Annotated in this window: 12 protein-coding genes and 1 pseudogene; 6 read left to right on the forward strand and 7 right to left on the reverse strand. The window is 70.1% G+C overall.

Annotated features, from left to right (window positions below; genetic code table 11):
- Positions 1–17 precede the first annotated feature (17 nt).
- Complete coding sequence (locus tag AU196_RS10730; protein WP_059095051.1) at positions 18–1124, forward strand: branched-chain amino acid aminotransferase; 1107 nt, start codon at positions 18–20, stop codon at positions 1122–1124.
- Here the strand turns inward: AU196_RS10730 and AU196_RS10735 are convergent.
- The 5 genes from AU196_RS10735 to AU196_RS10755 form a co-directional block, all read right to left on the reverse strand.
- Positions 1121–1408 (reverse strand): CDGP domain-containing protein, encoded by a 288-nt coding sequence (locus AU196_RS10735; protein WP_059095052.1) that lies wholly within the window; start codon positions 1406–1408, stop codon positions 1121–1123. The two genes, AU196_RS10730 and AU196_RS10735, sit on opposite strands and share 4 nt — an antisense overlap.
- A gap of 97 nt (positions 1409–1505) precedes the next feature.
- Positions 1506–2252 (reverse strand): adenosylcobinamide-GDP ribazoletransferase, encoded by a 747-nt coding sequence (locus AU196_RS10740; protein WP_059095053.1) that lies wholly within the window; start codon positions 2250–2252, stop codon positions 1506–1508.
- Positions 2249–3301, reverse strand: a complete 1053-nt coding sequence (gene cobT, locus AU196_RS10745) for a nicotinate-nucleotide--dimethylbenzimidazole phosphoribosyltransferase (protein ID WP_059095054.1) — start codon at positions 3299–3301, stop codon at positions 2249–2251. Before cobT ends, AU196_RS10740 begins: the two co-directional genes overlap by 4 nt.
- Positions 3298–3828, reverse strand: a complete 531-nt coding sequence (locus AU196_RS10750; RefSeq protein ID WP_059095055.1) for a bifunctional adenosylcobinamide kinase/adenosylcobinamide-phosphate guanylyltransferase — start codon at positions 3826–3828, stop codon at positions 3298–3300. Before AU196_RS10750 ends, cobT begins: the two co-directional genes overlap by 4 nt.
- A 14-nt stretch (positions 3829–3842) precedes the next feature.
- Positions 3843–4532, reverse strand: coding sequence for a DUF3043 domain-containing protein (locus AU196_RS10755; RefSeq protein WP_059095071.1), 690 nt, complete (start codon positions 4530–4532; stop codon positions 3843–3845).
- A gap of 152 nt (positions 4533–4684) precedes the next feature.
- Between AU196_RS10755 and AU196_RS10760 the strand changes: the two genes are divergently transcribed.
- Entirely contained in the window at positions 4685–5047 is a 363-nt protein-coding gene (locus AU196_RS10760; protein ID WP_011560685.1) for a HesB/IscA family protein, read from the forward strand.
- A 4-nt stretch (positions 5048–5051) separates the two neighbouring features.
- On the opposite strand, the gene AU196_RS10765 is transcribed toward AU196_RS10760, so the two are convergent.
- On the reverse strand, positions 5052–5690 hold the full coding sequence (locus tag AU196_RS10765) for an Rv0361 family membrane protein (RefSeq protein WP_059095056.1): 639 nt from the start codon (positions 5688–5690) through the stop codon (positions 5052–5054).
- 199 nt (positions 5691–5889) lie between these two features.
- Between AU196_RS10765 and AU196_RS10770 the strand changes: the two genes are divergently transcribed.
- A complete protein-coding gene (locus tag AU196_RS10770) occupies positions 5890–6864 on the forward strand; it encodes a carbohydrate kinase family protein (protein WP_059095057.1) in 975 nt (324 codons plus the stop codon).
- 10 nt (positions 6865–6874) lie between these two features.
- On the opposite strand, the gene asnB is transcribed toward AU196_RS10770, so the two are convergent.
- Positions 6875–8842 (reverse strand): asparagine synthase (glutamine-hydrolyzing), encoded by a 1968-nt coding sequence (gene asnB / locus AU196_RS10775; RefSeq protein ID WP_059095058.1) that lies wholly within the window; start codon positions 8840–8842, stop codon positions 6875–6877.
- 158 nt (positions 8843–9000) lie between these two features.
- Here asnB and ctaC point away from each other — a divergent pair, with 158 nt between their 5' ends.
- The 3 genes and pseudogenes from ctaC to AU196_RS10790 form a co-directional block, all read left to right on the forward strand.
- Positions 9001–10059: an aa3-type cytochrome oxidase subunit II gene (gene ctaC / locus AU196_RS10780; RefSeq protein WP_059095059.1), complete on the forward strand. Its 1059-nt coding sequence runs from the start codon at positions 9001–9003 to the stop codon at positions 10057–10059.
- 9 nt (positions 10060–10068) lie between these two features.
- Positions 10069–10488 carry a cytochrome c oxidase subunit 4 gene (locus tag AU196_RS10785; protein ID WP_059095060.1) on the forward strand — a complete coding sequence of 140 codons (420 nt, stop codon included), beginning with the start codon at positions 10069–10071 and terminating at the stop codon, positions 10486–10488.
- 170 nt (positions 10489–10658) lie between these two features.
- Positions 10659–11098, forward strand: a pseudogene (locus tag AU196_RS10790) (hypothetical protein); the annotation flags it as partial.

An 11098-nucleotide genomic window follows, 5' to 3' on the forward strand; every position in this document is an offset into this window, starting at 1 on the left:
GAGATACAATTCCTTCCATGACTGACGGCCCCCTCGAGTTCACCGTTCACCGCAACGCGGAACCGGCGACCGACGGGGTACGTGCCGAGATCCTCGCCAACCCCGGCTTCGGCCGTTTTCACACCGACCACATGGTGTCGATCGACTACACCACCGACGCCGGCTGGCACAACGCCCGCGTGCTGCCCTACGGCCCGATCGAGCTGGATCCGTCGGCGCTGGTGCTGCACTACGCGCAGGAGATCTTCGAAGGGCTCAAGGCCTACCGGTGGGCCGACGGGTCGGTGGTGTCGTTCCGCCCGGAGTCCAACGCCGCGCGGTTGCGGTCCTCGGCCCGCCGACTCGCCATCCCGGAACTGCCCGAAGAGGTGTTCCTCGAATCGCTGCGCCAGCTCATCGCGATCGACGAACAGTGGGTGCCGCCCGCCGGAGGCGAGGAGTCGCTGTACCTGCGGCCGTTCGTGATCGCGACCGAACCGGGCCTCGGTGTGCGGCCCGCCAACGAGTACCGCTACCTGCTGATCGGATCACCGGCCGGGGCGTACTTCCCGCGCGGCATCAAACCGGTCAGCGTGTGGCTGTCCCACGAATACGTGCGGGCCAGTCCCGGGGGCACCGGCGCGGCGAAGTTCGGCGGCAACTATGCGGCGTCGCTTCTCGCGCAGGCCCAGGCCGCGGAGAACGGCTGCGACCAGGTGGTGTGGCTCGACGCGATCGAACGCCGCTACGTCGAGGAGATGGGCGGGATGAACCTGTTCTTCGTCTTCGGCAGCGGTGGTTCGGCACGGCTGGTGACGCCCGAGCTGAGCGGTTCGCTGCTACCGGGGATCACGCGAGACTCGTTGCTGCAGTTGGCAACCGATGCCGGCTTCGCCGTCGAGGAGCGCAAGATCGACGTCGACGAGTGGCAGAAGAAGGCCGCCGCGGGCGAAATCAGCGAGGTGTTCGCGTGCGGCACCGCCGCGGTCATCACCCCGGTCAGCCACGTCAAGCACAACGACGGCGAGTTCACCATCGCCGACGGTGAGCCCGGCGAGGTGACGATGGCGCTGCGCGACACGCTGACCGGTATCCAGCGCGGCACCTTCGCCGACACCCACGGCTGGATGGTCAAGCTCAACTAGCCGATGCGCACCGGTGGGTCGGCGAAGGCGGGGTCCGCCGGGCGTTGACCGGGTCCCATCGGGCCGCAGTGCTTGACGGGCACCAGGTGGGAACTCAAGCCGCTGGGAACCCAGCGGGCGACTCCGACGCACCGTTCCCAGGTGCCGTCCGGACGGATGGGCCCATCGCACTTGCTGATGAAGCCCCCGCCGTAGAGACACCCGGCGGCGGCCGGGGGCGCCGTCCCGATCAGCCCTGCGGCCATGAGCAGGGCGGCGAACGCTCCGACGATGCAGCGCTTCACGATGGTCTCCCGTCGCCGCGTGGGTAGCCACCAACGACGCTACCGCGCGAGAGACCGGATCGTGCCGGGATCGGCCACACCGCGGAACCCCGACGCCTCACCTGATCACCAGACCCAGCGCCACCACCGTCGTCGTCACCTCGATCGCCGCACCCAGCACGTCGCCGGTGACCCCGCCGAAGCGGCGCACGCAGTGCCGCACCAGCACCGCGGCCAGCCCCACCCCGATCAGCACCGCCAGCGGGCCCTGCCAGAGCCGCTCGGTGGCCGGGACCGCGAGTGCCGCAACGGCGACGAGCCACACCAGGACCACCGCCGCCGGCTGGGTGCCCGCCACCCGACCGCCCAGCGCACTGCCCTCGGCCGCGGGTGTCCCACGCCGGCAGGCCACCAGCGCGGCGACCCGGCCCGCGGTCACCGCCACGACCACCGCCGCGACACCCGGCCACCCTTGCGGCAGCATCGAGAACGCCAACGCCTGCACGCCCACCGCGACCACGATCGACGCCGCGCCGAACGCGCCCGCCGACCCGTCGCGCATCACGCGCAGTGCGCGCTCGGGCGGGCCGTAGCACCCCAGCCCGTCGACCGTGTCGGACAGTCCGTCGATGTGCATACCGCGGGTGGCCAGCAGCAGCGCGGCGACCGCCAGCAGGCCGGCCAGCGCACTGTGCGGCCCGAACGCCCAGGACCCCGCCCACAGCACCGCGGCGGCGACTACGCCGAGCGCGATCCCGACGCCCGGCAGCGCCGTCAGCACCCCACGACCCAGCGTCCCGGTGCGGCCCGCAGGGAGGGGCAGCACCGTTCCGAAGGCGAAAGCCCCTGCCAGCGAACGGATCACGACGAGACGCCGGCCTCGTCGAACGTGGCCATACCGGCCAGCGCCGCCACCGCGGCGCGCACCACGGGCAGCGCGACGGCGGCACCGGTGCCCTCGCCGAGCCGCATGCCCAGGTCGAGGATCGGGGTCAGGCCGAGGCTGTCGAGGGCCAGCGTGTGGCCGGGTTCGGGGGACCGGTGTCCGGCCTGCCACCACTGCCGCGCACCCGGCGCGAGCCGGTCGGCCACCAGCGCGGCCGCGGTCACCACCAGGCCGTCGAGCAGCACCGGGGTGCGACGCACGGCGGCCTGAGCGCAGAACCCGGCCATCGCCGCCAGATCGGCCCCTCCGCAGATCCGCAGCAGCGCAACCGGATCCGCCGCCGCCGTCCGCGCCCGGTACATGGCGTCGCGGACCGCCGCGGTCTTGCGCGCCCAGCCGGCGTCATCGATACCGGTCCCGCGCCCGACCACCACCACCGGTTCGGAGTTGGTCAGTACGGCGATCAAAGCCGTTGCGGCCGTAGTGTTCCCGATGCCCATGTCACCGGCGATCAACAGGTCCGCGCCGGAGTCCACCTCGTCGTCGGCGATCCGGCGGCCCGCCGCCAGCGCCGCCTCGGTCTCCTCGTCGCTCAGCGCGTCCTCGACCGCGATGTTGCCGCTGCCGCGCCGCACCTTGTCCGCGCCGATCGCCTGAGTCAGCGGTTCGTCGCAGTTCACCGCGACGTCGACGACCCGCACCCCGGCGCCCGCCACCTCGGCCAGTGCGTTGATCGCCGCTCCGCCCGCCGAGATGTTGGCGACCATCTGCGCGGTGACCTCGGCCGGATACGCCGACACCCCGGCGGCCGCGACACCGTGGTCACCGGCGAACACCACCACGCGCGAGCGGCTGAATTGTCGAGGCGGGCACACACCCTGGCAACCCGACACCCACACCGAGAGCTCCTCGAGCCGGCCGAGCGCTCCCGCCGGCTTGGTGAGCCGGCCCTGACGCGCCCGTGCCTCGGCCGCGGCGCCCGCGTCCGGCGGCACCACATCGGCGAATCCGGTGACGGCGAAGTTCACGACGGCTCCTTCACGGTGATCGGTTGACCCGCGACCACCAGCACCACCCGCTCGCACGTCGCGGCCAACCGCTGGTTGAGCGCGCCGAGTTCGTCGGCGAACCGGCGTCCGGCGGCCGTCGCGGGCACCACCGTCAACCCGACCTCGGGGCTGACCAGGGCAAGGGGAGCGGCGAATGTGGCCACCGCCGCCACCAACGCGTCGATCCCGGCCGTCGGCGAACCCCCGTTCCAGGCGTCGCAGCGGTCCATCTCCGCGGTGAGCCATCCGCCGATGTCGTCGACCAGGGTCGCGACGCCGGGACCGTCACGCAGGGCGCCGGGAACGTCGGCGGTCTCGGTGGTCACCCACGCGCCCGGCCGGCGCAGGCGGTGTGCGGCGACGCGGGCGGCCCATTCGACGTCGGCGCCCGGCGACGCGCCGGTGGCGACATAGCGGACGGGGCCGTTCTGCGCCGCCGCGGCGATCTCGGTTTCGGCCCACTGCGACTTACCCGAGCGGATGCCGCCGAGAACGAGCGTGCGCACCGTCGCCGGTCGACTCAGGCGACTTTGGCGCCGCGCTCGACCTGCGGACGCGGTGCCCGCATCCGGCGCAGCTGCGACGCGCGGCTGGCGGCGTAGAAACCGAGCTTCCACCCGGACTCGGTGTTCCCCGGGAACTTCTCGTCGACCAGGCGATTGACCTTCCGGCCGACCACGAACCCGTCGATGATCATGATCAGCACCAATACGAGCATGGCCGGCGACAGCAGCCGCTGCACCTCGATCGACGGCACCGCGAGCATCACGAAGATCAGCGCGAGGGCGGCGGGCATGAACAGGCCGAGCACGTTGCGCCGCGCATCGACCACGTCGCGCGCGAAGCGCCGGACCGGCCCCTTGTCGCGGGGGAGCAGGTAGCCGTCGTCGCCGGCCATCATCTTCTCGCGGCGTTCGGCCATCGAGGCGCGCCGTTCCAGCTTCTCGGCCTTGCGCTCTTCCTTGCTGAGCTTGGGCCCGCGCAGCTCCTTGCGGCGGCGGCGCGCTTCGGCGGCGGTCAGTGGGGCGGGTGCCACCGGACCCCGTCGCTTGGCGGCGTCGCGTTTCGGCGTGGGCCTGCCCTTGGGGGCGGTCCTGCGCTCCCTGGTGTCGGGCTCGGCAGCGGCGGCGGGCGCGGTCACCGCAGCGTTCTCGGGGTGCTCGCCGTCTTTTTTCCGGCTCGAGTCGTTCTTCCGGCCCAGCAGCTTCACATCCACCAGGTTACTTGCCGGCCGACGGGCCCCGGCCGGGCGGGAGTCACCTCGGGAATAGCGTGAAAGCAAGGTACCGTTGAGGTAGTGGACCGCCGGCGATCGTCGGCGTGTGCCCCGTGAACCAGCAGCAGGGATGCAAAGGGAGAGCAATGACTGTTCAGGACGAGTCGGCGACCGCCACCGCAACCCACGGTGTGCTCCTCACCGAAGCCGCGGCCGCCAAGGCGAAGGCCCTGCTCGACCAGGAGGGCCGCGACGACCTGGCGCTGCGCATCGCCGTGCAGCCGGGTGGCTGCGCCGGCCTGCGCTACAACCTGTTCTTCGACGACCGGGCCCTCGACGGCGATCTGACCGCGGAATTCGGTGGCGTCAACCTGACCGTCGACCGGATGAGCGCCCCCTACGTGCAGGGCGCCACGATCGACTTCGTCGACACCATCGAGAAGCAGGGCTTCACGATCGACAACCCGAACGCCACGGGCTCGTGCGCCTGCGGCGACTCCTTCAACTGATCGGCTAGTACTGGCTGCCGGTGCGCAGCAGATACGAGCAGACCAGCACTTCGTTGTCCCGGATGAGCAACTGCGCGACTGCCTGCTCCTCCTCATTGGGGGGTTGCTGGCCGCGGGCTGACCCGCGAGCCGGCGCCACCCGCATGGTGAACAGCACCTGGGCCTGATTGGCCGACCACGGCACGATCGTGTCGATGGACGTCACCTCAGCGCGGCTGAACTGTTTGCGGAACGCATCGCCGGCCAGACCGGCCAGCGCCAGGTCCGACCGCTTCTCCTTCACGGCGTCGAACAGGCCGCACAGCGCATGCCGGGCGATCTGCTCGTCGTCGCCGTTCGACAGCGCGTCGAGATACCCCTGGATGGCCGTGCGTGCGGACGCGTCGCTGAGCGGCCCGGCGGCCCGCGGTGCGCCGTCGTCGCGGGTCGCGACGATCACCACCGCGACCAGGGCGGCCACCAGCACCGCCACGGCCACCGCCCACAGGAGACGTTTACGGCCCTGCTTCGGATACTGCACCGGCGGGGGCAACATGCCCGGATAGGCCGAGGGCACCGGACCCGGATAAGGTTGCGGTGCGGCCTGATGCGGCGGAAGCGGTTGCTGGGGATAGGACTCCGGATAGGGGTACGGGCCAGCCATCGAGAACGTCGCTCCAAAGGGATTGTGATGTGAGGTCAGATCGCCTGTCTACAGTGACATCGCGGCGATCCGCGCGGGCACTGTACGCAGGTTAGCGCACAGGCGGTGTGCCGCCCCGGGGACGACAGGGTTCGGGGCGGGGTGCCGGGTCCGGCCGCTAAGGTCGGGTAGTCCAGACGAATTCGAAGGGTGACACGTCGTGACCATTGCGGTGACCGGGTCCATTGCGACCGACCATCTGATGCGATTCCCGGGCCGCTTCGCCGACCAGCTGCTCGCCGAACACCTGCAGAAGGTGTCGTTGAGCTTCCTCGTCGACGACCTGGTCATCCACCGTGGCGGCGTCGCGGGCAACATGGCCTACGCGATGGGCATCCTGGGCGGGCAGCCGACGCTGGTCGGCGCCGTCGGCAAGGATTTCGACGACTACCGGGGCTGGCTGACCGCCCACGGCGTGGACTGCGACAGCGTCCTGGTCTCGGAGACGGCCTACACCGCCCGCTTCGTCTGCACCACCGACGAGGACATGGCGCAGCTGGCGTCGTTCTACCCGGGCGCGATGTCCGAATCCCGCAACATCAAGCTCGCCGACGTCGTCGCCCGCACCGGCACGCCGGATCTGGTGATCATCGGCGCCAACGACCCGGACGCGATGTTCCTGCTCACCGAGGAGTGCCGCGCACTGGGGCTGCCGTTCGCCGCCGACCCCAGCCAGCAGTTGGCCCGCCTGTCGGGTGAGGAGATCCGCAAGCTCATCGACGGGGCCACCTATCTGTTCACCAACGACTACGAGTGGGATCTGCTGCTGCAGAAGTCCGGCTGGTCGGAAGCCGAGGTGATGCGGCAGATCCAGCTGCGGGTCACCACGCTCGGCGAGAAGGGCGTCGACCTCGTCGGACGCGACGGCACGTTCGTCCACGTCGACGTGGTCCCCGAGACGCACAAAGAGGATCCCACCGGCATCGGCGACGCGTTCCGAGCCGGCTTCCTCACCGGCCGCAGCGCCGGGCTGAGCCTCGAGCGGGCCGCTCAACTGGCCTCGCTGGTCGCGACGCTGGTACTCGAGGCGCCGGGCCCGCAGGAGTGGAAGTGGGACAGGGACGCCGGTGTGGCGCGCCTGTCGGACGCCTACGGCGCGGACGCCGCCGAGGAGATCGCCTCGGCGCTGGCGTGACAGCGCCCGCCTAGAGCTGCACGGGGTAGTGCGGCTCGCTGATCTGCGGGCTGACGCTGCCCTCGATGAAGATCGCGTGCCACAGCATGAAGATCAGCACGGTCCACAACCGGCGGCTGTGGTCGCTGACGCCGGTGCGGTGCTCGTCGAGCATCCCGCGCACGGCGTCGGCGTCGATGAGATCTCCGGTCTGTGACGCCGCGACCGTCTCGTAGGCCCACTCCAGCAGCTCCCCGGACCGCAACCAGTGCCGGATCGGCACCGGGAATCCGAGTTTCGGCCGGTTGAGTACGTGTGCGGGGACCACCGGTTCCAGCGCGCGCCGCAAGGCGAACTTCGTGGTGGCCCGGGTGATCTTCTGCTCCAGCGGCAGCCGCGACGCGACCGCGAACACCTCGGGATCGAGGAACGGCACCCGGAGTTCGAGCGAGTTGGCCATCGTCATCTTGTCGGCCTTGACCAGGATGTCGCCGCGCAGCCAGGTGAACAGGTCGATGTGCTGCATGCGCGCGACCGGGTCCCAGCCGTCCGACTCGCGGTACAGCGCCGAGGTAACGTCGGTGTGGGTCCAGTCCGGGGAGAAGCGCCGCAGCACCGCGCGCAGATGCTCGTCGGAGAAGCTGCGGGCATTGCCGTAGTAGCGCTCCTCGAGGGTCTGCGAACCGCGGTGCAGCAGGCTCTTCCCGCGCATCCCCTCGGGCAGCGGCGCCGACGCCCGGCGCAACGAGCGGCGCACCGGCCGGGGCAGGTAGTCGAACGCGCGCAGCGACAGCGGCTCGCGGTAGATGGTGTACCCGCCGAACAGCTCGTCGGCGCCCTCCCCGGAGAGCACCACCTTGACGTGCTTACGCGCCTCGCGGGCGATGAAGTACAGCGGCACCAGCGCCGGATCGGCCACCGGTTCGTCGAGATACCAGACGATCGCCGGCAGCGCCTCGACGAACTCCGCCTGGCTGACCACCTTGGTGACGTGGCGGGCGCCGATCGCCTCCGCCGACGCCACCGCCACGTCGACCTCGGAGAAACCCTCCCGCTCGAATCCGGTGGTGAACGTGATCAGCCGGGGGTTGTGGCGCATCGCCAGCGCGGCGATCGCGGTCGAATCGATCCCGCCGGACAGGAAGGCCCCGACGGTGACGTCCGCGCGCATGTGCTTGGCGACCGAATCCTCGAGCACCGCGGTGATCTCGTCGTAGCGGGCCTGGTCGACGCCGCCCGCCGAACCAGGCGCGGAAGCGGCGCGAAAAGGAACAGCGTCGAAGCGGGGGGTGAAGTAGCGGGTCACCGACGGCTGCTGACCCGGCCGCATCCGCAGATAGCTGCCGGACTCCAGCCGGCGCACACCGCGGTGCAGCGTCTCGGGCTCGGGGACGTACTGCAGCACGGTGTAGTGCTGCACGGCCCGCTCGTCCAGGCCGGTGTCGAAGCCGAGTTCGTCGGCGACGGCGAGCAGACACTTCTTCTCGCTGCCGACCGCGGTGCCGCCGGGACCGGTCGCGATGTAGAGCGGTTTGATCCCGAACGGGTCCCGCGCGCAGAACAGTTCCCCCTCGACGGTGTCCCACAGCGCGAACGCGAACATGCCGCGCAGCCGCGACAGCGCCGCCGGGCCCCAATGGTGGTAGGCGGCGACGATCGCCTCGCCGTCCCCGTCGGTGCTGAACTCCGCCCCGAACTCCGAGCGCAGGAGCTCGCGGAGCTCGAGATAGTTGTAGATCTCGCCGTTGAACACCAGGACATAGCGCAGGGGCGCCTCGGGAGGGCCCCAGCGCAGCGGTTGGTGACTGTGCGCGATGTCGATGATCGACAGCCGGTTGAAGCCCAGCACGATGCCCGGATCCGCTTCGTCGTCCGACCAGGTTCCCGGTTCGTCGGGCCCCCGGTGACGCATCAGCTCAGCAGCCCCCGAAACCGCGCCGACCAGCGCGGGGGAGGGCTGCGCGGACGGGTCTTTCAGGAACGCCAGCAGTCCGCACACGGCGCCAAGTATGCCCAATGCCCCGGCGGCGGGGCGCGACGGCACACAAAGGTCGGGTGTGTCGAGACCGGCGCTCGGGCGTGGTCTACGCTGCGTAGTATTCAACGGTGGCATGGACCGCACAGCGGTCGGCTTAGCGGACTCTAGGAGGCGCCAACGTGACCCCTCGCGGGCTGAAGGCGGTGGCACGAAAAGCCGCACTGGTGGTGGTTCTGGGTGCCACCGCACTGGTGCTCAGTGGCTGCAGCTGGTCGGAGGTGCTCGGGCTGGGCTGGCCGAAGGGCATCACGCCCGAGGCGCATCTGAACCGTGAACTGTGGATCGGTTCGATGATCGCCGCGCTGGTCGTCGGCGGCATCGTCTACTTCCTCATCTTCTGGGTGAGCGCCTTCCACCGTAAGAAAGCGTCCGACACGGAACTGCCGCGCCAGTTCGGCTACAACATGCCGCTGGAGCTGGTGCTCACGGTCATCCCGTTCCTGATCATCTCGGTGCTGTTCTACTTCACCGTCGTGGTCCAGGAGCAGATGCTGGCCAAGGAGGACAACCCCGAGGTCGTCATCGACGTGACGGCGTTCCAGTGGAACTGGAAATTCGGCTACAACAAGGTCAACTTCGCCGACGGGACGATGAACTACGACGGGGCCGACCAGGAGCGCAACGCCGCCGTCGCCTCGAGCCCCAGCGAAGAGGGCGCCGGCGCCGTGGGTGAGCCGGAGGAGGCCCACACCGAGCACGGTGCGATCGCCGGACAGAACCCCGAGGACCGCAGCTACCTGGCGTTCGACGAGATCGAGACGCTGGGCACCAGCGACGAGATCCCGATCCTGGTGCTGCCGTCCGAGAAGCGCGTCGAGTTCCGGATCGCCTCAGCGGACGTCGCGCACGCCTTCTGGGTGCCGGAGTTCCTGTTCAAGCGGGACGTCTACCCGAACCCCGAGCAGAACAACTCCGACAACGTCTTCCAGATCAGCGAGATCACCGAGACCGGAGCGTTCGTGGGTCGGTGCGCGGAGCTCTGCGGGACCTACCACGCGATGATGAACTTCGAGGTACGCGTCGTGCCGCCGAACGACTTCAAGGCGTACCTGAACCAGCGCATGGCGGGGAAGACGAACGCCGAGGCGCTGATCGCCATCAACCAGCCACCCACCGCCGTCACGACCAAGCCGTTCGACACGCGGCGCGGTGAGATGGCCCCGCAAGCGAGCAGGTAGGACTTCTCGATGCACATCGAAGCCAGGTTGTTCGAGTTCCTCACGGCGTTCTTCGCCCTCTCGGCCGTCGTGTACGCCACGCTGACCGCGATGTTCGGTGAGGGCGGCGTGGAGTGGGCGGGTACCACCGCGCTGGTGCTGACCACCGGCCTGACCCTGATCGTCGGCACGTTCTTCCGGTTCGTCGCCCGGCGCCTGGACACCCGGCCCGAGGACTACGAGGACGCCGAGATCAGCGACGGCGCCGGGGAACTCGGCTTCTTCGCGCCGCACAGCTGGTGGCCCATCATGATCGCGCTGTCCTTCTCCACCGCCGCGGTGGGCGCCGCGCTGTGGCTGCCGTGGCTGATCGTCGCCGGCATCGTGTTCGTGCTCACCTCGGCCGCCGGCCTGGTCTTCGAGTACCACTGGGGCCCCGAGAAGCACTGATCGCTCGCTTCGCACGGGCCGAAAGATCACGAATCGGGCAATACTTGACCGGCGAACCGTGCTGTGGCGGTCGCCGGTCACCCGTCGTTGGGTAGTGTTTGCCGGGGCGCGGTGAGCCGTTACGGCCGCATGCCCGCGCCGGTGACGCAGTCGAGAAGGAATAGGCGTAGATGAGCGGGCCGAACCCCCCAGGGCCGGACTCGCCGGGACCGGACCAGCCCGAGCGGGAGGGTGGTCGGCACTCGGCCCCCGACGACGCGACCGAGCAGGTCGGCGCGGCCGAGGAACCGGCCGCAGCCACGGGTGAGACGGAGTTCTACTCCCAGGCGTACTCCGCCCCCGAATCGGAGCAGTTCAGCAGCGGGCCCTACGTGCCCGCGGACCCGGCGCTGTACGACTACGACAGCTACGAGCCGGGATCCGACGTCGGCGAGGAGCAGGCCCCGCCGCGCTGGCCGTGGGTCGTCGGTGTCACCGCGATCATCGCGGCGGTCTCGCTGGTGGTGTCGGTGGCGCTGCTGGTGACCAAGACCGACACCGATCAGCTGGCCACCCCGGCGACCACCACGACGACACCCCCGCCGGTGCAGGACGAGATCACCACCACGAC

The sequence above is a fragment of the Mycobacterium sp. IS-1742 genome, from assembly GCF_001500125.1.
In the GTDB taxonomy this organism is placed as follows: Bacteria; Actinomycetota; Actinomycetes; order Mycobacteriales; family Mycobacteriaceae; genus Mycobacterium.

Bases quoted from the DNA above. Each gene is read 5' to 3' on its own strand.
- AU196_RS10785 (WP_059095060.1), top strand. From the start codon at position 10,069: ATGCACATCGAAGCCAGGTTGTTCGAGTTCCTCACGGCGTTCTTCGCC.
- AU196_RS10760 (WP_011560685.1), top strand. From the start codon at position 4,685: ATGACTGTTCAGGACGAGTCGGCGACCGCCACCGCAACCCACGGTGTG.
- AU196_RS10765 (WP_059095056.1), bottom strand. From the start codon at position 5,690: ATGGCTGGCCCGTACCCCTATCCGGAGTCCTATCCCCAGCAACCGCTT.
- AU196_RS10730 (WP_059095051.1), top strand. From the start codon at position 18: ATGACTGACGGCCCCCTCGAGTTCACCGTTCACCGCAACGCGGAACCG.